Source organism: Roseovarius sp. MBR-78 (genome assembly GCF_040547535.1).
Taxonomy (GTDB): domain Bacteria; phylum Pseudomonadota; class Alphaproteobacteria; order Rhodobacterales; family Rhodobacteraceae; genus Roseovarius.
The window spans coordinates 1-20437 of sequence record NZ_JBEPPX010000025.1 but is presented as its reverse complement, the minus strand read 5'-3'; the positions used below and the strand labels follow the sequence as shown (position 1 = coordinate 20437).

Sequence of the window (20437 nt, the reverse complement as noted above, 5' to 3'; positions counted from 1 at the left end):
TCTCTCCCTTATGCCAGAACGTTCGACAGGCGACCGTAAATCAGCTCGTCCACACCTTCGGCATGGATGTCGCCCTGATCGCCGACCCGCAGCAGAAATTGCGCGAGATTGCTGGTCGCATGGCCCCAGATCTGCTGGCCTCCGGCTTCGCAATCGAAGCGGGAATGATGGCCGGGGCAGTTGAGCGTCATGTCCTCGGCGGAATAGCTCATCAGCCAGCCCTTATGCGGACAGAGAACGGAAAACGCCACGATATCGCCATCCGGGCCGACGCCGCCCTCGACCGCCTGGCCGAGCTTGAGCAGCACACCCGGGCTATCCGCATCGGGATAGGAGATGTCCATCGGTTCGTTCACCACCAGATCAGCGATGTTGGCAAGGCGGTTCGCAGGATAATCGACGCGTGCCAGTGCCTGCGCTTTGGCCTGTTCCGGTGTCATGACGGTGGCAGCGACGGCCCCCGCTGTGGCGGCCATGCCGCCCCTCAGAAACTGTCGACGTCCCGCGTCGACCAATTTATTGCACTTCATTGGCTGGACTCCTCCCTGGCTCATCAAGTGATGGATGATTGCGGTCAGCCTAGTCCTTGCATCTGGCGCGCGCGATAGCACAACCAGGGATGCTGCACTGCGGCTATCCTATGATTTCAAAAGGGGAAATTTGATGTTCGGAAATCCGAACATGGGTAGTGGGGGTAATCAGTGCCCCGACAGGCCGAGTTTTTGCATTTTTTCCCAAAGCGTCGTGCGGGCGACCCGCAAGAGCTTGGCCGCCGCGCCAATCTGCCCATCTGTCCGGTCGAGGGCAGCGATGATCTGCGCCTTTTCTGCTACCTCACGGGCCTCGGCGAGCGACATCATGTCGTCGGGCTCAGCGAGACGTTCGGGAAAGAGATCGGATGGCTGCAACAGCGGCCCTGTCGCCATCGCCAGCCCGCGCAGCAGTCTTGCCCGCAGGTCGCGGCCGCCGCCCGGCCAGTCATGGGTGCGCACAGCCTCTTCGCAAAGCGCGCCAATCCCGGTGAGCCCCGGTGCATGGAGCGGCGCCAGCTTACGAAAAAGCTGCTGAAGCAGCCAGACGGCATCTTCGGGTCGTGTGCCGAGCGGCGGTATTGGGATTTCGATCCGTGCTAACCTGTAGAAAAGTTCAGAATTGAAAGTGCGTTGCTTGATGAGCGCCTCAAGGTCATTGCCACAGGCCGCTATGAGCCGGCCGTCGAAGTCTTGATCCAGCCGCTCCAACAGGCGAGTCTGGACCTGTGTCGTCATCTTGCTGATAGAGTTGATGAACAAGGTTCCTTCGCCCACAGTATCAACTCCGCCGCCGGGGCTGAACAAGGCCGCCTCCGCGTCGGCTTCGCGCGCGAGATTAACCGAAACGAATGGCGCAGCTGACCGGTCCGACAGGTCATGGATACGTCGGGCCACAAGGTCCTTGCCAGTTCCCGGCCCGCCCCGGATCAGCACGGGATCGCTTGCCTGTGCAGCTTTGACGATCAGCGCTTCAACACGGTGCGCCGTGACCGAGACCCCCATCAATGGTGGAAAGTCATCATCCTGAAACGGCTTCTCGCGGTTTCCGACGAGCAGGCTGAGGCGTTCGAGGAAGACAGACATTTCGAACGGTTTGGTCACGTAGTCCGCGGCCCCCGATTTGATCAGCCGGACCGCCTGACCGATCCCACCTTGCCCGGTGATGAACAGGAAAGGCGGGGGTGTCCCGGTGCGCAGAAGCGTTGAAAACAGCTCCTCTCCCGACCCGTCCGGCAGGCCGATATCACAGATTACTGCGTCGATTGGCTTCTTGGGGGTGCGGATTGCGCCGAGCGCCCGCACCATCTGCTTCAGCCAGAGAACCTTCGCCCCTTCCAGTTCCAACCGCTGCAGCAGCGACCCGCCCATGATCTCGTCGTCCTCGACAAGAACGATGTATCTATCTTTTAGCATCGCGCGCCTCCCATGACACAGGCAGGGTGACAGTCACGCTCGTTACGCCATTTTCTTGCGCATGGCAGACAGCGCCACCCATTGTTTTCGCGAGATCACGGACCAGCCGCAGCCCGACGCCGCCACCGGGCAAGAGCGGACCGTCCCCGAGCAAGCGATCCAACGCGGCCTGCGGCATGGACGCGCCCGTGTTCGTGATCTGAAGGCTGAGGTTGCCGTCCGTTGTACGGGCCATCAGGCCGACGCAGCCGTTTTGGCCAGCAGCCGCGCAGGCGTTCAGCAGCAGGTTGAGCGCGATCTGCCGCACGGGCCCGGCGGACAGGCTGCACTCCGTGACTGCCGCCGGATCGACAGACCACTCCAGATCCAATGCCAATCGCGAGACCTCGGGTTGGATCAACAGCTTGATGTCCTCGAAGTCATCGGGTGTCAGCGCGCGGGTCTCGGGGTCCATTCGGTTCTGGTCAAGCGTTGCCCGGGTCACATCACGCAAATGGCGCAATCCCCGGTCGAGCAGATCGGCGGACTGCCGCACCACCTCGGGGCGATCGGGATAGCTGCGGATCGTATCCGTCGCGTTCAGCAAGCCGCCGAGCGGGTTGTTGATCTCGTGGGCCAGCGACGAAGACAGGCGGCCAAGGGCTACGAACCGTTCCCGTTCCGCCAACCGCCGCTCGGCTTCGGCCTTGGCGGCCACGGCGCCGACCATCGAATTATACGTACGTGCCAGCTGTGCCAGCTCGCCATCGCCGCGCGGGATGTCCGCGGCCGGGATGGGATGCGGCTCGCCTTTCGTTTCGGTCATCTGGCGTTCGAGCGTCGTGACCGGCTGCAGCATCTTCCGGATCGCCAGAAACCCCGCCAGCGACAGAAGGCCGATGGCAAACGCGTTGCCCACGATCAGGTAGATCAGCGCCTGCCTGCGCTCCGACAGCAGGTCCGACACGTCCAGCTCCGTCGCGATCTGCCCGACGGTGCGTCCTTGGTAGGTCAAGGGCGCAAGCAGGCTGAGGATGTTTGACGCGCCATCCACTGACAGGTCATCCAGCGCCACCGCATCACTGGCAAGGGCTGCGATATCGCTGTCCATGGGAACTCGTCTGGGGTCAGTCGCCGCCAGAACCCTTCCGCGCTCGTCCGCCACGGCGGTCAGGACCATCCGCCGCCCCTCGCTCCCTTGGGCGGCCCGGTCGAGAGTGTCGTAGACCTCCCAGATATCATGACGCAGGACCAGTGGGCCAAGGGCCACGGACAATCCCTCGACATGCATCCGTGCCAGTTCCTGAATCCGCGCGTCCTGAACCTGCGCCAGCGACCGCAGGACCTGTTGGGATGCCACCGTGCCCACAAGGACCATCATCGCCGCCGCAAGAAGCGGGAGCTTGATCGACAGGGGGATGGGGGCAAACCACTTCATGCCTCAGGGGTCCAGATCGGCCATGCGGTCGGCGATCCCGTCGAACAGCGCAGGGGTCGCCTGCTGGAACCCGTCCAGTTGCAGCGACGCCAGCGCCTGTTGGCCTTCCTCCGTCTCGGCGAGGTTCATCAAAGCGGTTTGCAGAGCCTGAACCGGCTCAGAAGCCAGGCTGTCGCGCCGCGCGCAAACAGGGGGAAACCCCAGCCATTCCGACCGGGCGATCACGCGTGTACGCGCGGTCAGACCCGGCTCGATCACCGCCAGCGCTTCCCAGACATAGCCATCGACGCTGCCGGATCGCACCAGGCCATCCGCGACCGCGCGCACCACGTTACGGTGGCCAAAGGTGAAAATGGATCTACTGAAGAAGCCGTCGACCTGTTCCCCCATCCGGCGCAGATCGGTCGCGGTCACAAGGTAGCCAGAGTTCGAATCCGGGTCGGAAAATGCATGCGTGCCACCGCGTAGGTCAGACAGTGCTTCCGCTCCGTCTTCAGCCCCGACAATGAGGTAGGACTGGTATCGCGGGCTGCCTCGCCACTGAGGCACGGCGACAAGATCCAGCAAATCGGCGTGCTGGAGATAGGGATAGCCGCAAAGCCAAGCCGCATCGACACTGCGTTCCAGCAGAAGGCCAGTGATTTCCTGATAGGTGCGGCGCTGAACCAGTTCGATCTCACGCCCCATCCCGCGCGACAAGGCGCGCCGCAGGCCGTCAATCACCGCAGCATCGTTGTCGAGAAACACCGGCGTCAGTCCAAGGCGAAAGACAGGCTGCGCCGCTGCACGACTAGCAATGAAGGCTGCAAATCCCGCTCCGACAAAAGTGCGTCGCCTGATTGAATACTCCATGATCTCAGGCCCCTCCCCTGGCCGGGATCCAGTCCTTTGCTACCGATCACAGACCGGATTGATTGACCCGCGCCGACAGTTGAGCCGCGCTTTCGCGGCGTTCGGAATAGCGATCCACAAGATAGTCCGCAGAGTCACGCGTCAGAAGCGTGAACTTCATAAGCTCCTCCATCACATCGACGATGCGGTCGTAATAAGCTGACGGCTTCATGCGGCCCGCCTCGTCAAATTCGAGAAATGCCTTTGCGACCGAGGATTGGTTGGGGATGGTCAGCATCCGCATCCAACGCCCAAGCAGCCGCATCTGGTTCACAGCGTTGAAGCTTTGCGATCCGCCCGACACCTGCATCACCGCCAGCGTCTTTCCCTGCGTCGGGCGCACGGCGCCCTCGGACAGCGGGATCCAGTCGATCTGCGTCTTCATCAACCCGGTCATGGCGCCGTGACGTTCGGGGCTTGACCAGACCATGCCTTCGCACCAGGCCACCAGATCTCGCAGCTCGCGGACTTTCGGGTGGCTGGCATCGACCCCGTCATCAACCAGCGGCAGGCCGGACGGATGGAAAAACCGCACTTCCGCCCCCAGCCGCGTCAGGATGCGCCCGGCCTCTTCCGCGGACAGCCGGCTGAATGAGCGGGCCCGCAGCGAGCCATAGAGGATCAGAATACGCGGCGGATGCGTTCGGACGGTTGTAGGCCGCAGCCGTTCGCAGTCGATTGAAGCGAAGTGCTGCTCATCAAGCTGAGGGGTGGTCAGGTTCGTCAGGTCGTCAGGCAATTCGTTTTCCCCGATCATCAATAATGAGCTGACCGTCTTCCTTCGCAAGCGGCCCCGGCGGCAGCGTATCAAGCAGGTCTAGAACGGTTTCAGATGGGCGGCAGAGCCGAACGCCCTTATGCGTGCAGACGAAAGGGCGGTTGACCAGGATCGGATGTTCCACCATCGCAGAGAGGAGAACCTCGTCCGACACACCGGGCACGGTAAGCCCCATTGCTTCTGCCGGGCTTCGCGCAACGCGCAGTGCCTCCCGTGGGGTTACGCCGGCCGCAGCGAACAGACCTAAGAGCTGCGCACGCGTCCAACCCGTTTCCAAGTAGTTGATCACCGTTGGCAGGGTGCCCGCAGCGTGCAGGATCGCCAAAGTGTTGCGCGATGTCCCGCAGTCCGGATTGTGGTAGATGACGACACTCATGCCGGAAAGCGCTCCCTTGTGCGGTTGGCGAACCAGACGAGTGAAAGCATCACGGGAACCTCCACCAGAACGCCGACCACCGTCACAAGCGCAGCCCCGGAATTGAGACCGAACAGGCCAATGGCCACAGCAACGGCCAGCTCGAAGAAATTCGATGTGCCGATCAGCGCGCAGGGGGCGGCCACCTTGTGCGGCACTTTCCAGCGCCACGCCCAGAAATAGGCGATGGCAAAGATCCCGTAGGACTGGATCAGGATCGGCGTGGCCAGCAGGACGATCAGGAACGGGTTTTCGGTGATGACGCTGCCCTGAAACCCGAACAACAGCACCACTGTCAGGAGCAACCCCAGAACCGAGGCGGGCTTGATCCGCGCGGTGAAAGCAGAAACTGCTGCTTCTCCACCCCGGGTCATCAGTCTGGACCGGGTGAAGATGCCGGCAGCAAGCGGCAGAACGACATACAGAACAACGGAAAGAACCAGCGTTTCCCAAGGAACGGCGATATCTGTCACGCCAAGCAGCAGAGCCACGATGGGCGCAAAGGCGAAAACCATGATCACATCGTTCAGTGACACCTGGACCAGCGTGTAATTCGGATCCCCTTTGGTCAGTTGCGACCAGACGAACACCATCGCCGTACAGGGTGCCGCGCCTAGCAGGATCAGCCCGGCGATGTACTGGCCTGCATCCGCCGGGTCGATCAGGTCCGCAAAGACGTACTCGAAGAACAGGACGCCGAGGGCGGCCATGGTGAAGGGCTTGATCAGCCAATTCACGACCACGGTGATGATCAGGCCTTTGAGGCGCTTGCCCACGCCTTTCAGCGCGCTCAGATCCACGGCGACCATCATCGGGTAGACCATCGCCCAGATCAGGACGGCGACAACGAAATTTACCGAGGCGTACTCGAGCGCTGCCAGTGCTGCAAACAGGCCGGGCAGTAACGAGGCCAGCACGATGCCCGCGACGATGCACAACAGCACCCAGACAGACAGATAGCGTTCAAAAAGGGACATTGATCAACCTTGGGCTCTAGCAGGGTTTACGCAGCAGGCAGACTCGCTGCGAATGACGTCGAGTTCTTCAATCAGCGCCGAGAGGGGCTGCAAGGCCCCAGGGCTGAGTGAATAGCAGACCCGCGGCGGGTCGATCTGCCCTTCGATCACGCCCGCCTCCTTCAGGATGCGGAGATGCTCGGACACCGTGGACTGCGCGAGGCCAACGGCCTCGACGATATCGCCGCCGATACAACCCGGTGTGTGCGCCAGCAGCCGCAAGATCCGCAATCGCGCCGGATGGCCCAGGGCCTTGGCAGTCGCCGCCATTCTCATGTCCTCAAGGTCTTGCTGGACTTCCGTCATCTTGGCCTCATCTAAAATCGGCTATCGTCGTTTACCGATATGATTTCGTAGCTGCCGACGCAAGCGAATTCATTGGCGAGTGGCTTGGGGGGCTCGGTACGCGGATAGTCAATCACCGCGGTTTCCGTAGAATAGTGCCGCGCCCGGCACCTGATCCTCTACCGCAACGGTGCTATCCGGATCACCATCTTCCACAGCTTGAGCAAAGCCATGAATGTCGGGGCGATCCTGTTCCCCGACGGGTGAAGGACCGTTCATTGCCGTCAGTTCGTGGCGCGCCACATCCTGTACCGCCCCTGCCCTGTCACTTCGCGGATTAGCCCATGCGCTTCCATCCAGGCAAGGTTTCGCTGGACTGCAGCGCGACTGGCGCCGGTTAAGGCCTCGGCCATCGGAGCGGATACAAGGGGCCATTCGGTCAATACGGCGCGTAAGGCGCGCGGGGTCTTGCCCGAGAGCGAGGTCATGTCGGCTTCAGCCCTTGCTGACCATGCCTCGATATCGTCTAGGTGGCGCACGGCGGTCAGGCAGGCGGTCTCCATCCCGTCAAGCCATCGCGCCAGACGGTCAGCGGGTGGGCCGCCGGCGCGCAGTCCCCCTGCCCCGCCCATGGCCAGAGGTGCAAAGACTGCTCCCTTGCCCTCGCTGGCCGCGATCCGCGCAGCTGTGACGGCCGCCTCCATTCGATCGCCTTGCTGCCCGAGTCCCGCGAGGCTCCAGAGGTGAAAGCCCAAGCAAGCACGGGTGATCGGGTGCAACTCGGAAGCTTGCGCCGTAAGGTCCAGCCAACCGCCTGCGCGATCCGCAAAAGGTTCGGCCTCATCCGCGAGGTTCTCGGGGTCGCGGCGGTCAAGGAAGGCGGAAAGGTCTACCTCCGGTCCTGGCCCACCGGATAGCCGCCGCACCGCCCAACCGACACGCGCGAGCGCGGCAGTGTCGTCCTGTACGCCGGACAAGCGCATGGAGATCCAGAGCGTCAGCCTATCCGGTCCAATGCGGTCGCCCGCGAACCAACTCAGATCGGCAGCCTCGATCAGGGCCAGCCTGTGGCGCCAACCCTCCGGGCCGCGCCGCAGCCTATCATCAAGCGCGCCGAGCCGACCTGCGGCGCGGGCGAGACGCGCGGCATGACCCGCCTCTGCTTTCCGCCATTCCTCGAGGACTTCGGTTTCACACGGTTCGGCCCGTGGTCCGGGCGGCAAATAATCCGGTTCCTCTTCCATCGGACCGGGCAGAAACCACTGTCGCATTTTCTTCGCCATTTCATCACATGATTATTACGTGATTTCTAGAAGATGCCGCGATATCGCACATCATTTTTCAGCTAAGGACTTCAATTTTGGTTCCGTATTTCAGTGAGTGGCAGCACAGGTGGTATATGGCCGAACAGAGTTCCGAAATTTGCATATTGATGACGTCCGACGGCTTGGGCCTGGGCAACAAGGATCGCGTGTGAGTTGGACCGGTGGCGCGTTGCCCTTAAATCTATGGCTCGTCGGGATAGAGCAAGCATGTCATCAACAGAGACATGGCTCTCACAAAGGCTCCTCCCATTGTCCTGTTGTTCTATAACCGAAAGATACCGGTGCCGCTGGGTCCGCTTCTGTGAGGCGGCGTGCGGCGTGCGCAGTCAGTTCAGATAATCTCGCTCTGCCTCTGCGGACAGCGGCTCTGATGCGCCAGTTGCCGCATAGAATGCGTCGAGTGTCTCGAGCGACGAGGCAGGCGCATAACCTTCGTTTGCGCGGGCCGTTGCCATTGCAAACCGAAGCGACCAGTTGTCTCCATTCCTACAGGCCACACCGACATGCCTACCTCTTCCCTCGATAGCGGCTTCGTATTCGCGGCAGAACGAGCCCGCGCCATCGGTGAAGGACGCGACGACATTGATGCGCCGTCCGTCTGGCAGCTCGGTCTCTGCGCCCGAAGGCAACGTGCCCAGCTGCTCTTGCATCGCGGCATTAAGTAGGGGCGTACCCGTCTCCGGCGTGCCGGGCGCAAGCAAAAGCCCTGCTGACAGACCGACCGCCAGCGCAAGTGAAGCGGCGATTGCCATAGGCTGCCATCGAGGTATTGAGCGGCGCAGTGGCACCACGTTCTCGGGCTCAGACGGTGTGGTCGCACCCATCTCGCGAATGCGAGCCTCCAAATCAGGCGAAACTACTGCGTGCGGATCGGCGATTGCGGCCGCTCTGGCCCAGTCTGATGTCTGCTTGAACAAAGCGTAGCGTGCGGCAAGGTCGGGATCAGCCTCGATTTTCGCATGCAGGCGCGCGGCTTTTTGGCTGTCGATCTCGCCATCGGCGAGTTGCATCAGTGTTTCATCCTCAATCGTCATCTTTGCGATCCCTTGCGTTGCATGACGTCAACGGCCCGCCGCGCCATTTATTCCCACTTTTTCGGCAAGTGCCCGCCGGGCACGGCTTAACCGGCTCATCACAGTGCCCTGCGGGATACCCAGCGTCTGCGCGGCTTCGGCATAGCTCAGACCTTCGACGCAGACGAGGTGCAGCACCGCGCGCTGATCTTCGGGCAATGTCGCCATCGCCGCCCGTACCGATTGCAGCATCAGCCGGTCATCGGTCTGCGCCGCACTGTCTACCGGATCAGCCTGTGGAGTGTCGTGGATATCAACCGTCTCGCCCCGCGTCGCATCGCGCCGGACCATGTCGATCCAGGCATTGCGCAGAATGCGAAACAGCCACGCCTCCAGCCGGGTCGCCGGATCAAATTGATGACGCGCGCGAAAGGCACGCTCTGCAGTGATTTGCACAAGGTCGTCCGCCAGATCCGGCCGGCGGCACAGCGAAAGTGCAAACCGTTTGAGGTTCGGCAACAGCACGACGATGTCCTCGACAAAAGAATCTTGCATGCGGCCCACTTACTCTATGTGTGCAATTTCAGGAATAAGTCTTGGACTGGAACGTTGAAACCCAGATGACTCTGTCTTGGCGATAATTGAAAGGGGAACGCATGATGCGCGTGTTGGCGGCGCAGGCTTTGGTCGTGATTACATGGCTGTTCGTGGTCGGTGTGACGTCAGCGGTGTCAACCGGCCTTGCGACCACTGTGGCCCTCGCTGACGATGGCGATGGTGATGGCGGCGATGACGGAGACGATGGTGGAGACGATGACAGTGACGACGACGACAGCGATGACGACGGATCTCCGTCTGCCCGAAGCAGCGATGGACGCCATGGCGGCACCGGGGCAGTAAACAGCCCGGGTGATTTCTTGCGCAATCTGTTTGGCGGGCAAACCGCGCAGGAGCGGCGCGTGCAAAGACCGCCTGCACCCCAACCCATCCCCCGCCCGGCCTTCGCACCCGATGAAATCGTGACCCGCGGTTTGACGGATGATCAGACGGCCCAGCTCGAGGCACAGGGCTTCGTTGTTCTGGAACGGGCGGACCTCGCCGTTCTTGGGACCACCGTGCGTCGTTTCCAGGTGCCGAACGGTGTGTCGTTGCAAGAGGCCCGCGACACCATCCGCGCCCTTCCGAATGGCGAGACGGCGGACTTCAATCATTTCTACCGCACCGGGCAGGACGACCCGGCGAACGTGGCGGTGCCGGATGGCGCACCGGCTTGCGACGGTCTGCATTGTCCGGCCCGAAAACTCATCGACTGGCCCGCTGGTCTGGCTCCGAACGGATGTGGCGCCCCCGTCACAATGGGGATTGTCGATACAGGCTTGAATATCGATCACGAAGTTCTGGCAGGGGCCGAGATCAACCTGACCCGTATTGCACCTGAAGACTATTCGGCTTCCGGCGCAGTCCACGGCACGGCGGTGGCCGCCATTCTCGTGGGCGATCCGGAAAGCCGCGTACCAGGCCTTTTGCCCGGCTTGCCGCTGGTGGCCGTGGATGCGTTTCACAAGAGTGCAGGCGACGAGCGAGCCGACGCCTTTACCCTCGTCCGCGCCGTCGATTATCTTGCTGAAAACGGTGCTCAGGTGATCAATCTCAGCCTTGCGGGGCCGCCCAACACGGTGCTCGAAGACACGCTGTTGCAACTGACCCGCGACCGTCGGATCCCCGTAATCGCTGCCGTGGGCAACGATGGCCCTCGCGCCGAGGCGGCTTACCCGGCGGCCTATGACAATGTGATCGCCGTCACGGCGGTCGATCGCAGCGGCATGGTCTACCGCCGGGCCATTCGCGGGCCGCACGTCGAGCTGGCTGCCCAAGGTGTCGAGGTCTGGACCGCTGCGTCGGTCGAAGGGGCGCGCTGGAAGACCGGCACATCCTTTGCCGCGCCTTACGTAACGGCGGCGGCAGTGCTTTTGCTGCAACAAGACCCCACGCTCACACCAGAGGAGATCCGCGCGAGGCTGGCAACCTCTGCTCGTGATCTTGGCACCGAAGGGTTTGACGGCACCTACGGCCACGGTCTTTTGGATCTTGGTGGCGTTTGCACGGGTGAAGCTATGGTGACGCCTGTTTCCCTGGAGTGACGTCCTTTCATCCCCGGCAAAGAAAAAATCGACGCGCCGGGAATAAGTCCCGGCGCGTTCCGTTTTCCAGAGAACGGATTGGAAATCGGGAGAGAAAAGATGAAAGACACCTTGATCGCAGATCGGCCCGCAACATCGACCTTGGTGACCGCATGCAGTGCGGCAGGTCGGTTGAGCGCACGCATTATAAGGCCTGCCGCAGTCTCGGACGCGCCGCCGCTGGTGGTGCTGCACGGCATTTCACGCAATGCAGGTACGCTCGCCGGGCTCTTCGCCCCAGAGGCCGAACGCACAGGACGTACGGTCATCGTCCCGCATTTCTCGTCAGAGAAATGGCCCAATTTTCAGCGCCCAAGCAAGGCCGCTCGCCCCGATCTGGCGCTTCTTGCCCTGCTTGACCTGATGGCGGCCGAATATCCGGATGTCTCGGGGCCAGTGGATATCTTCGGCCATTCTGGCGGCGCACAACTCGCTCACCGTCTGGCCATGCTTTATCCGCACCGTGTCGCCGCTCTCCATCTGGCGGCAGCGGGGTGGTATTGCCTGCCCGAAAGCAGCATGCCCTATCCCTACGGTCTCGCGCCCGGCAAGGATACGTTTTCCGCCAAACTGCTCCGTCAGAACAGGACCGCGTTGCGCGATTTTCTCCATATCCCGGCATGGATCTATGTCGGCACCGAAGACGTCACGCGCGACGACGCGCTGCGCAAGACTCCCGAACTCGACGCAGGTCAAGGTCTGCACCGCCGCGCCCGCGCTCGTACCTATGTTGATGCACTAAACGCCGCCGCGAGTTCCGCGGGCTTTTCGCCCCGCGCCAGTCTGATCGAACTTCCGGGCTGCGACCACGACGTGGTGTGCGCGATTACCCGGAACAACCTTGCCGCCCGCGTTCTTGAAGCGCGCGAACCCCGCATCTGAACCCCTTTGAAAATTGCCCAAGACCTATGGAGACTTGAAATGACACTTTCCGACACACTCGATCAGGCCAAATGGACCTTTTCCACACGCCGCGTGGACCGCGCGCGCGTAGCTGCGACAGACACTGATTTTGCCGCCGCCAAGCCAGGCGACCTTATCCTTGCCCATGTGGAAAAGCTGGGACAGCACCAGCGCGTTCAATTGACTTCGGGGCGCCCCTCGTTGATCTTTCCGGGCGATGCGGTGGTGATGGCCTGCGGCGCGCGCTATGCCCCCGATCAGTTCGAAGGGATTGCCGAGATCGACCATGCAGGCGCTGACCTGCTTGCCGGGGGTGGCTGCATCGGACGCATGGTTGCGCGCAACAGCCGGATCAAATCGGCCACACGTTTGGTGCCGGCGGCCCGCTTGCTGGATGCAAGCGGATATGCGGTCAACCTTTCGCAATTCGCGCTCAGCCCCCGCCCGGCAGCCCCGCGCCCGCCGGTGATCGGTGTTCTTGGCACCTCGATGAATTCCGGCAAGACGCTGGCCACCGCGCGGCTTGTGCTGGGCCTGCGGCGCGCGGGCTTCCGCGTCGGAGCGATCAAGGCCACCGGAACCGGCGCGTTTGGTGATTTCAACGAATACAGTGACAGCGGCGCGTATTACGTGGGCGACTTCACTGATGCGGGCATGGTCACCACCTACCTGGAGCCTCTGGACCGGATCAAGGCTGCGATCGAGACGCTCATCGCCGAGGCCGGGCATCGCGGCTGCGATATCGTGGTGATGGAAGTGGCCGATGGCCTTTTGCAACGAGAAACGGCTGCGATCATCGCCGACCCGTGGTTTGCTGGGTTGATCTCTGGGCTTGTCTTCGCCTGTGGTGACGCAGTGGCGGCGGCGGGCGGCGTGGCGCATCTGGCGCGGCTGGGTCTCGTGCCCGATGCGCTGACCGGTCTGGTAAGTTGCTCGCCCATGGCGTCCGCCGAGGCGCAGGCGGCCACTGGCCTGACGGTGCTGACCAAGGAGGATCTGAGCGACCCGGCCGAGGCAACCGGCTTTGCCCTGCGTGCGGGCCTTGGCCGGAGGGAGGCCGCGTAATGCCCATGCCGCACCTGACGGAGAACGGCCGCCGGCGCGGACTGTTCGCCGTCAGCCTTGTGACGCTGGTGCAAGGGGTGGCTGCCGGGGTGGCTGCCCTCGCCACCCGCGGTCTCTTTGAGGCTATGCAAGCGGGATCACCCTTGCCCCCCGGTCTGCTCGCTGCGCTGATCGGATCGGGCCTTGTTATCGCCGGGGCGCGGGTTCTGTCGCGTCTGATGGGCGAACGGCTGGGACAGAGCTATGCACTCGACATCCGTCTGGCCCTGTTCGATCACGCCTCGGGCATGCCCGCGAGCGCTGTTGCCAAGCGGCGCAGTGGCTACATGAGCTTGCGGTTCGTTGGCGACATGACGGCCTTTCGCAACTGGCTCGGCAAAGGGCTGCCTCGGCTGATTGCGGCGGTGGTAATGATCCCCACCGCCTGTACAGTCCTCTGGCTGCTCGAGCCACGCTTTGCACTTGTCGTCGCGCCGTTATTCGCGGTCATGCTCGTCACTCTGGCCATCGCCGGGCCAAAGCTCGAGCCGTTGCACCGCCGCTTGCGGGCGCGCCGCGCGCGGATCGCCGCCGAAATGGCTGAACGTATGCCACTTGCACCCGAGCTTGACCGCATAGGACGTCGTCCGACCGAACTGCGTCAATTGCGCAAGCGCACCGAGAAGATGATCCATGCTGCCCTGCATCGATTGTTTTGGGCGGAAATGCTCAAGGCGTTGCCTGATGCCGTGGCGGGCGTCGCCGCCTGCGCCGTGATCGTCACGGGCGCGCAAACCGGCACCAGTTCTGGCACCATCGCAGGCGCGCTTGCGGCCATCGGCCTCGTGCTGACCCCGCTGCGCGATCTTGCCAGTGTTTGGAATTTCCGCGCGGCCTATCTCGCGGCGCGCAAGAAATGCCTGGCAGCCTTGGCGCGTGAACAGCGCGAGACCGGACAGGGCGACACCCGCCTGCCGCACAGCCCGCTGAGCGTGGTGATCCAGAATTTGCCGACATCAGAGGGGACCACGATCTCGCTCAACATTCCGGCAGGCGAGACATGCGCCCTGCCCTGCGCACCAGGGGACGCCGACGTCCTATTTGCCGCACTTTGCGGGTTGGAGCCGGTGCCTCGCGATCATATTACCCTGTCGGGCCTGTGCCTTACCGACCTCTCGCGCGGCAGCCTGCGGCGCGGTGTGCATCGCTTGACCAGCACACCCGTAGTGCTGAAGGGATCGTTGCGGCGCAACCTTACCCTCGGCCTTCTGAATCGGCCGTCAGAGGCCAAGCTCGAAAAAGCTGCCCAGACCGCCGGGCTGAGCGCTCTGATGGACCGGATCGGCGGCCTCGATGGAGCCTTGTCCGAAGGTGGCCGCGATTTGTCCGCAGCAAATCGCAGCGCGCTTTCGCTTGCACGTATCCTGTTGGGCAAACCGCAGCTTGTCTTGCTGGAAGATGGCGTTTGGCATCTCGAACAAACAGCCCACGACGCCCTTGCTGCGCATCTCGGCACAGCGGGTGCGACGATCCTGCGCCATCCCGTCTTGGCGAAAGCAGACACGGAGGGGCCCCGGGCTGCATGATCGTCGCCGATGAGATGGGAAGAAACTAATTCGCCAGCATAACGGTGGTATCTTCTCGGGCGTTCGCAATGGCGTTGCGCACCACTTAGTGACTGATGGCTGGTACCGGTAGGATCAAGGATATGTCTGGTTAGAGAAGTCCGATGTCTTCCGTCTTGGTATCGTTGGTGCTTGGCGATTACCCTCACCTAAAACCCGACGATTGTCGTCGCATTTATTTCACCATTTCAGCACATGATCATCATGTGATTTCTGGAAGATACCGCGACATCGCACATCATTTTTCAGTTAAGGGCTTCAATTTTGTTTCCGTTCTTCAGCAAGTGACCGCCCTGTTGGCGCATGACACAGCCGGTCTCGAAAGTTTCATATCGATGACGTCCGGCGGAGGGCATGCCTCGGATGCAGCGTGGGCCAAAGCAACGCGGATCGCGCGTGAGCTGGACCGAGTTCTTGACGGAGCGGCGCCAGTGCGTGAGGCCGTGATGCGCGCGGCATCCGAGCTGCGGCTCTCGACACGCCAAGTCTACAACTATCTGGCGCGGTATCGGGAAGAGCGCAGGGTATCGGCCCTTCTGCCGCGAAGGAGTGGAACAAGAAAACCAAGGATCAACCCCGCAGTCGAGAACATCATCGCGGTGACCCTGCAGGAGATGTGGTTGCGCCCTGAGCAGCCGGACCTTGCACCGATCGTCGAAGAGATCCGCGCCCGCTGCGCAGAGGAAGGGCACACTCCACCCGCCTATGTCACTGTCGCCCGGCGCATTCCCATCCTGTTTGCCCCGGAAGAAATTGCCCGCCGCCGCCTGTCAAATGGTAAACACCTGCACCGGCTGAAGCCGCGACCGGGCTACATCCGGGCTAACCACGCGCTCGACGTTGTCCAGATCGATCACACGCCGGCAGACATCCAATTTGTCGAGGTGATTGATGACTACGGTGTTTTCGTTGGTCGTCCCTATCTGACCATCGCTGCAGATGTGGCCACGAGCGCGATCATCGGCTTCTGCCTGACCCTCGAGCGGCCGTCACGACTGTCTGTCGCGCTTTGTCTGGCGCACGCGATGTGCTGCAAGATTGACTGGCTGGCAGAACGCGGTATCGATCATGCTTGGCCGATGCACGGTCGCCCGAAGCAAATCGTCGTCGATTCCGCCAAGGAGTTCCAGAGCAGCACCTTCAGCAGAGGATGCGCGGACTATGGCATTTCCATTCGCATGCGGAACAAGGGCACCGTGCATCGGGGCGGAGTCGTCGAACGCCTGCTGGGGAAAGTGAACACGGCGCTACGCGCCTTGCCGGGCAAGACGGGGCGTTCCATCGCGGATCGGGGCGACTATGCCTCGGAAGCGCGGGCACGGCTCAGCTTCGCGGATCTTGAACGCTGCATCGCGCTCGCGATCATCGACCACAACCTGAGCCAGAATGCGCGCAAGCTGACCGTTCCGGCGAAAGAGTGGGAAGATCGGTTCCAGCCGAAAGACCAGCCGATCGATGCACCTGTCGATGTGCTGCTAAATTTCCTGCCGCGCAAGACGCGAAAAATTTCACCTCAGGGCATCAGTCTCTTCGCAATCGACTATTTCGAGCCTTGGCTTGGCCCGCTGGTTGCGCGCCGTGACCGGCTGGAGCCGCTGGATCTGTGCTATGATCCTCGCGACATCAGCCATGTCTACGTCAAGGATCCGGATACCCAGGCTTGGCGGCCGGTCAGGCGACGGGACGGACTGGCCGAGCCGATCACGCTCTGGCAGCACCAGGCGGATCGACAGCGGCGGCGCGAAATCCAGCGGCGCCCTGTGCAGGAGGCGTCAGCCATCCGACGCGAAATCGCCGCAACTGTTGCCGCCGCCAAAACCCCCAAAAGCAGGTTGAAGGAGATGACCCGCGCCCGGCATGCCACCGAGGCAAAGAAGCCTTATGCCGACTTCGCCGCGCCTTCCGTCCCGACCCAAGAAAAGCTCGATCCGGATCGTCCGCGGCGGGTCTTCCCGGTCGAGGATTGGTAAGGTGCCGGACCACCTCATGTCCGCCACCGTCCCACTCTTGCAGGCCGATGACGCAGTGCGGATCGCCCATGTGCGCGCGCCGCGCTGGATCAGCCATCCGGCGGCCGGCGCGGCGCATGACGCGATGCGACTGCTGCTCGAGCGACCGCGATCCCTGCGCCCACGCGGTTTGCTGCTTGCCGGTCCCTACCACAACGGCAAGACCATGATCGCCGAACGCTTCGCCGTCGAACATCTGCGTGCCGCCGACCAACAAAAGGTGTGGGTGATCCAGACCCGGGAAGGTGCAGGGCTGTCGCATTTCTATGCCAGCATCCTGTCCGGATTGCGCGCGCCACAAGCCGCGGGCTGGCGCAGCCTGTCCCGCGCCGGCGATCAGGTCGATCATCTTCTGGAGCGCCTGAAGCCGCGCCTTTTGATATTCGACGAGTTCCACAGCGCGTTGCGCGGGCGGCGCCAGGATGTGAAGGCCATCTTCTCGTTCTTGCGGCGGATCGCACGAGTGCATGACATCTCACCCGTTCTTGTCGGCGAAATCGCGATCTACGATGCGGTGCATGACACGGACGAAATGGGCTCACGTTTTGATACGATCCCCATTCCACGATGGGCGTATGACGAGGAGTTCGCGACGCTTCTCGACAGCCTGGAAGCCAGTCTGCCGCTCGCCGATGCCTCCGATCTGTCGCGCGAACCCTTGGCAAAGATCATCCACGATCTGTCGGAGGGGCTGATCGGCGAGGTTGTCGAGATCGTCACCCGGGCAGCAGTTGCGGCCATCTCGCGCGGTGAGGACCGGATTACGGGCGCAACCCTGTCGGACCTTGGCTATGTGCCTCTCTCGAGGCGCCGCAATTCCACTTTGCGTCACGAGATGACATGAGGTTTGTGCCGACCGAGATCTCCATCATGCCTGCAGAGCGGTATGCAAGTGCGGCGGGAAGCCGTTGGCCGATGGGCATTATGCCCGCACCTGGTGAACTTCTGTCGAGTTGGCTGCACCGTCTCGCTTACGCCAACGGCGTACCTCCGCGCTATTTTGGTGCGCTTCTCGGAGCGCCGGGTGAGAACTGGTCGGCACGGCTTGATCGGGCGTTGCCCGATCGCATCCTGCGGCTTTTGGGGGAGCATACCCACATACCCTTGGAAGACATCGCGGCTCTGACCGTTGCTCCCGACCCTTTGGCCGTGCTGCGTTTGCCCCTGCGGCCAGGGTCTCAGCAGACCTGCGCACCCGGGAGGCAGGTTACCTGGCTGCAGTTCTGTCCCGCTTGTCTGGCGGAAGACGAAACGCCCTATTTTCGCCGAGGCTGGAGCCTGGCGACACGCGTTTCTTGCTTTCGTCACGGTTGTCGGCTTCGAGACAGGTGCCCGTCCTGCGGACAAGGATTGGCTCCGTTCGGCCAGAAGCGTCTTGTGCCGCATCAGATCTGCGCCTGGTGCGGCGCGGCCCTCTGCAAACGCACCCGTCCTGCCACCAATGGGATTCGGCGTCTTGAGCGCCTGATCGACGATCTGCTTTGTCTACAGGCAGCAGGGCATCGAATAGCAGAGGGGCGATCACTCCCGGACCTTCTTGGATCAGCCTGCTTTCAATTTGGCAAACAGCGTGTATCCATTGCGCGCCTCCCCCATCGGGATCGCTATCATCTGTTCCGGCAATTGACGGAAGGGCGGTCGACGCCTTTCGGAACGCGAAGAAGTCCCGCGATCTCTTATTGGAAACGCGTCGCTCAGACTGCGCCAGCCTGGCGCGGACTGGTCACATCATTCAGCGATGCCGTCCTGCCTCGGCCAAAAGCTGGGCCTTGCCCCACCACCGCTGGCCCGTATTTGGCAGATCTCATTCAAGCGGCCGCGCGGCTCCATCAGAAGCGGCAAGCGTTTTGAGGGTCAGAGGCGGGTTTCAGGGGCGCGCGGCCAGCCCGGCGTCATTCAGCTGTTCAGCGTCTGGCAGGTCGCGCAAGCTCTCCATCCCGAAGGCCGCAAGGAACGCGTCTGTGGTCACAAAGGTATAGGGGGCACCACGACGCGGCGCGCGTGGGCCAGTCCCAATAAGACCGTGTGCATGCAGCCGCCCGATCAGGTCCCGGCTGATCTCTTTGCCAAAGACATCCTTCAGCCCGTCGCGGGTGATCGGCTGGTGGTAGGCGATGGCCGCCAAAATCGCCACGTCGAAGTCGTTCAGGTCAAGCAACTGGTCCCCGACGTCCGCAGCGGCGCGGATCGCAGGCGCGTAGGCGGGTCGCGTCCGGAACATCCACCCCCCTGCGACCATGGCAATCTCGAACGCCCGCCCTTCCAGATCGGCGGCCAAGTCCTCTACCAGCAGATCGACCGAGGCCCCCTGCCCCACCACACGCGCCAGGTCTTCGCGCGGCACAGGTGAGGCGGAGGCAAAAAGTACAGCCTCGATCCGACGCATCCATTCGCGCCAACGCAGTTCGGCTGGCAGGTCGGTCAGCTCCCGATCCAGTTCCGGCTCGGATCGATCCCTAGCGCGGTTCTTGCTCATACTTACACCCCGTAAAGGCGGAAGGTGTCGCGTCCGGTCATCTCACGGATTGCACCTAGGTCGACCAGCCGGTCGCAGAGCCTCCGCGCTGCGCGATCTGGTAGGGGCAAGGCCGAAGGCGCGATCACATCGCGGGTCAGAAACATCTCGACCGCGTCGCCGGCCCCCTTTGCCCGCAGCTTTGGTGCGACGGCTTTCAGATGTGCGGCGCGCCGCGTCAGATCAGCGGCGACGCGCATGGTCTCGATCGCCGATGTGACGACCGCGCGATAAAAGGCCAAGCGAAGGTCTTCCCCGCGCTTGCGCAGGTCAGCACGTTTTAAACTCGTGGCCAGCAGCGGCACGACATGATCCCACCCAAGCGCCTCGGCGAGGGCGGCGTCCGCGAGGATCAACGCCGGGACTTCGGCACGGGGTGCCTCGGTCAGCGTTGCCTCCAGTACCATCGCGGCGCGGCTCACCGGCGCCCCACTCCCCGCATCAAACCACTCGGCAATCTGGCGCGGGTCGAGGCTCGGCAAGGCCCGCCCCAGAGCCTTGACCGACACCGGTCGTTCAGCGGCGCGACGCCAAGATAGATATGTCTCCCCTGCTGGGCCGGGCAGGTCGCCGGGGCGCAAGAGATGTACGGCGTCGCGCAATTCTCCTACCCTCTCAGGTCGCCCGGAAAACGCAACACAAGCCTCAGCCGCGCGCAGGGCCAGCCGCTCCCGCAACAAGGCGTGGGGGACATCGTCTCGCGCAAACAAAAGATGCAGGTGAGCAAGCGCTGCGCCCGACAAAAACGCAACATCTTCAAGGTTTTCAACCCGTGCCGAGGTGACCCAGGCGGGCACCCGAGGTAGCGTGTCTAGGTCGTCGCAGTGGTCGTGCCGAGCAAATGTCATGCTTGAAGCCTACATCGTCACGGCGCTTTCTGCCAGTTAATAGCGTATAAACCGCCTCACTCTATCTGCTGCATTCATGTCCGATAAGTTTGCGTTATCGGACGCAAAAAGATATGCTCAACGACATGTCAGTGTCGTTTTAGTTTCATGGGTGGATTCGGCCGAAATCGCCTCTCTCGTCGAGGAAATTTCCATTTAATCGGTGGACCGGCCTCTTGCTCAATCTG

The 20437-nt window shown here is 62.4% G+C and carries 20 protein-coding genes; 7 read left to right on the top strand and 13 right to left on the bottom strand.

From position 1 onward, the window contains the following. Positions 1-8: 8 nt before the first annotated feature. The 11 genes from ABIE58_RS16585 to ABIE58_RS16535 all read right to left on the bottom strand — a co-directional run bounded on the left by ABIE58_RS16585 (position 9) and on the right by ABIE58_RS16535 (position 9641). On the bottom strand, positions 9-476 hold the full coding sequence (locus ABIE58_RS16585) for an arsenate reductase (azurin) small subunit (protein WP_354545821.1): 468 nt from the start codon (positions 474-476) through the stop codon (positions 9-11). 222 nt (positions 477-698) lie between these two features. Then, positions 699-1946, bottom strand: coding sequence for a sigma-54-dependent transcriptional regulator (locus ABIE58_RS16580; protein WP_354545820.1), 1248 nt, complete (start codon positions 1944-1946; stop codon positions 699-701). Next, on the bottom strand, positions 1933-3363 hold the full coding sequence (locus ABIE58_RS16575; protein WP_354545819.1) for an ATP-binding protein: 1431 nt from the start codon (positions 3361-3363) through the stop codon (positions 1933-1935). The genes ABIE58_RS16580 and ABIE58_RS16575 overlap by 14 nt, the downstream gene beginning before the upstream one ends. Before the next feature lie 3 nt (positions 3364-3366). Next, positions 3367-4110, bottom strand: coding sequence for a substrate-binding domain-containing protein (locus ABIE58_RS16570; RefSeq protein ID WP_354545818.1), 744 nt, complete (start codon positions 4108-4110; stop codon positions 3367-3369). A 151-nt stretch (positions 4111-4261) separates the two neighbouring features. Next, positions 4262-5011, bottom strand: a complete 750-nt coding sequence (arsH, locus tag ABIE58_RS16565) for an arsenical resistance protein ArsH (RefSeq protein ID WP_354545817.1) — start codon at positions 5009-5011, stop codon at positions 4262-4264. Continuing rightward, positions 4986-5408 (bottom strand): arsenate reductase (glutaredoxin), encoded by a 423-nt coding sequence (gene arsC, locus ABIE58_RS16560; protein WP_354545816.1) that lies wholly within the window; start codon positions 5406-5408, stop codon positions 4986-4988. Before arsC ends, arsH begins: the two co-directional genes overlap by 26 nt. Continuing rightward, positions 5405-6424, bottom strand: a complete 1020-nt coding sequence (gene arsB, locus ABIE58_RS16555; RefSeq protein ID WP_354545815.1) for an ACR3 family arsenite efflux transporter — start codon at positions 6422-6424, stop codon at positions 5405-5407. Before arsB ends, arsC begins: the two co-directional genes overlap by 4 nt. 3 nt (positions 6425-6427) lie before the next feature. Beyond that, positions 6428-6769: an ArsR/SmtB family transcription factor gene (locus ABIE58_RS16550; RefSeq protein ID WP_354545814.1), complete on the bottom strand. Its 342-nt coding sequence runs from the start codon at positions 6767-6769 to the stop codon at positions 6428-6430. Positions 6770-7032: 263 nt separating this feature from the next. Further along, positions 7033-8019 (bottom strand): hypothetical protein, encoded by a 987-nt coding sequence (locus ABIE58_RS16545; RefSeq protein ID WP_354545813.1) that lies wholly within the window; start codon positions 8017-8019, stop codon positions 7033-7035. Between the two features lie 380 nt (positions 8020-8399). Next, complete coding sequence (locus tag ABIE58_RS16540; RefSeq protein ID WP_354545812.1) at positions 8400-9107, bottom strand: anti-sigma factor family protein; 708 nt, start codon at positions 9105-9107, stop codon at positions 8400-8402. 27 nt (positions 9108-9134) lie between these two features. Further along, positions 9135-9641 carry an RNA polymerase sigma factor gene (locus tag ABIE58_RS16535; protein WP_354545811.1) on the bottom strand — a complete coding sequence of 169 codons (507 nt, stop codon included), beginning with the start codon at positions 9639-9641 and terminating at the stop codon, positions 9135-9137. A gap of 101 nt (positions 9642-9742) precedes the next feature. Here ABIE58_RS16535 and ABIE58_RS16530 point away from each other — a divergent pair, with 101 nt between their 5' ends. The 7 genes from ABIE58_RS16530 (at position 9743) to ABIE58_RS16500 (ending at position 18698) form a co-directional block, all read left to right on the top strand. After that, the gene (locus ABIE58_RS16530) at positions 9743-11227 is read left to right on the top strand and encodes a S8 family serine peptidase (RefSeq protein WP_354545810.1); all 1485 of its coding nucleotides are present in this window, start codon (positions 9743-9745) and stop codon (positions 11225-11227) included. Positions 11228-11326: 99 nt separating this feature from the next. Continuing rightward, on the top strand, positions 11327-12148 hold the full coding sequence (locus tag ABIE58_RS16525; protein WP_354545809.1) for an alpha/beta fold hydrolase: 822 nt from the start codon (positions 11327-11329) through the stop codon (positions 12146-12148). 39 nt (positions 12149-12187) lie between these two features. Then, a complete protein-coding gene (locus ABIE58_RS16520; RefSeq protein ID WP_354545808.1) occupies positions 12188-13234 on the top strand; it encodes a hypothetical protein in 1047 nt (348 codons plus the stop codon). Next, the gene (locus ABIE58_RS16515; RefSeq protein ID WP_354545807.1) at positions 13234-14799 is read left to right on the top strand and encodes an ABC transporter transmembrane domain-containing protein; all 1566 of its coding nucleotides are present in this window, start codon (positions 13234-13236) and stop codon (positions 14797-14799) included. Before ABIE58_RS16520 ends, ABIE58_RS16515 begins: the two co-directional genes overlap by 1 nt. Positions 14800-14942: 143 nt before the next feature. Continuing rightward, positions 14943-16808: a TnsB C-terminal domain-containing protein gene (locus ABIE58_RS16510; RefSeq protein ID WP_354545806.1), complete on the top strand. Its 1866-nt coding sequence runs from the start codon at positions 14943-14945 to the stop codon at positions 16806-16808. Positions 16809-16824: 16 nt separating this feature from the next. Further along, on the top strand, positions 16825-17691 hold the full coding sequence (locus ABIE58_RS16505) for a TniB family NTP-binding protein (protein ID WP_354545805.1): 867 nt from the start codon (positions 16825-16827) through the stop codon (positions 17689-17691). Further along, the gene (locus tag ABIE58_RS16500) at positions 17688-18698 is read left to right on the top strand and encodes a TniQ family protein (RefSeq protein WP_354545804.1); all 1011 of its coding nucleotides are present in this window, start codon (positions 17688-17690) and stop codon (positions 18696-18698) included. Before ABIE58_RS16505 ends, ABIE58_RS16500 begins: the two co-directional genes overlap by 4 nt. Positions 18699-18714: 16 nt before the next feature. Here ABIE58_RS16500 and scpB read toward each other — a convergent pair whose 3' ends face one another. After that, on the bottom strand, positions 18715-19323 hold the full coding sequence (gene scpB / locus ABIE58_RS16495) for an SMC-Scp complex subunit ScpB (RefSeq protein WP_354545803.1): 609 nt from the start codon (positions 19321-19323) through the stop codon (positions 18715-18717). Positions 19324-19325: 2 nt separating this feature from the next. Further along, on the bottom strand, positions 19326-20210 hold the full coding sequence (locus ABIE58_RS16490) for a DUF1403 family protein (protein ID WP_354545802.1): 885 nt from the start codon (positions 20208-20210) through the stop codon (positions 19326-19328). Between the last annotated feature and the right edge of the window lie 227 nt (positions 20211-20437).

What these genes read in the sequence shown, in the direction of transcription:
- ABIE58_RS16585 (WP_354545821.1), bottom strand. Translation starts at nt 476, where the DNA reads ATGGCCGCCACAGCGGGGGCCGTCGCTGCCACCGTCATGACACCGGAA.
- ABIE58_RS16580 (WP_354545820.1), bottom strand. Translation starts at nt 1,946, where the DNA reads ATGCTAAAAGATAGATACATCGTTCTTGTCGAGGACGACGAGATCATG.
- ABIE58_RS16575 (WP_354545819.1), bottom strand. Translation starts at nt 3,363, where the DNA reads ATGAAGTGGTTTGCCCCCATCCCCCTGTCGATCAAGCTCCCGCTTCTT.
- arsH (WP_354545817.1), bottom strand. Translation starts at nt 5,011, where the DNA reads ATGATCGGGGAAAACGAATTGCCTGACGACCTGACGAACCTGACCACC.
- arsC (WP_354545816.1), bottom strand. Translation starts at nt 5,408, where the DNA reads ATGAGTGTCGTCATCTACCACAATCCGGACTGCGGGACATCGCGCAAC.
- arsB (WP_354545815.1), bottom strand. Translation starts at nt 6,424, where the DNA reads ATGTCCCTTTTTGAACGCTATCTGTCTGTCTGGGTGCTGTTGTGCATC.
- ABIE58_RS16550 (WP_354545814.1), bottom strand. Translation starts at nt 6,769, where the DNA reads ATGACGGAAGTCCAGCAAGACCTTGAGGACATGAGAATGGCGGCGACT.
- ABIE58_RS16545 (WP_354545813.1), bottom strand. Translation starts at nt 8,019, where the DNA reads ATGCGACAGTGGTTTCTGCCCGGTCCGATGGAAGAGGAACCGGATTAT.
- ABIE58_RS16540 (WP_354545812.1), bottom strand. Translation starts at nt 9,107, where the DNA reads ATGACGATTGAGGATGAAACACTGATGCAACTCGCCGATGGCGAGATC.
- ABIE58_RS16535 (WP_354545811.1), bottom strand. Translation starts at nt 9,641, where the DNA reads ATGCAAGATTCTTTTGTCGAGGACATCGTCGTGCTGTTGCCGAACCTC.
- ABIE58_RS16530 (WP_354545810.1), top strand. Translation starts at nt 9,743, where the DNA reads ATGATGCGCGTGTTGGCGGCGCAGGCTTTGGTCGTGATTACATGGCTG.
- ABIE58_RS16525 (WP_354545809.1), top strand. Translation starts at nt 11,327, where the DNA reads ATGAAAGACACCTTGATCGCAGATCGGCCCGCAACATCGACCTTGGTG.
- ABIE58_RS16520 (WP_354545808.1), top strand. Translation starts at nt 12,188, where the DNA reads ATGACACTTTCCGACACACTCGATCAGGCCAAATGGACCTTTTCCACA.
- ABIE58_RS16515 (WP_354545807.1), top strand. Translation starts at nt 13,234, where the DNA reads ATGCCCATGCCGCACCTGACGGAGAACGGCCGCCGGCGCGGACTGTTC.
- ABIE58_RS16510 (WP_354545806.1), top strand. Translation starts at nt 14,943, where the DNA reads ATGTCTTCCGTCTTGGTATCGTTGGTGCTTGGCGATTACCCTCACCTA.
- ABIE58_RS16505 (WP_354545805.1), top strand. Translation starts at nt 16,825, where the DNA reads ATGTCCGCCACCGTCCCACTCTTGCAGGCCGATGACGCAGTGCGGATC.
- ABIE58_RS16500 (WP_354545804.1), top strand. Translation starts at nt 17,688, where the DNA reads ATGAGGTTTGTGCCGACCGAGATCTCCATCATGCCTGCAGAGCGGTAT.
- scpB (WP_354545803.1), bottom strand. Translation starts at nt 19,323, where the DNA reads ATGAGCAAGAACCGCGCTAGGGATCGATCCGAGCCGGAACTGGATCGG.
- ABIE58_RS16490 (WP_354545802.1), bottom strand. Translation starts at nt 20,210, where the DNA reads ATGACATTTGCTCGGCACGACCACTGCGACGACCTAGACACGCTACCT.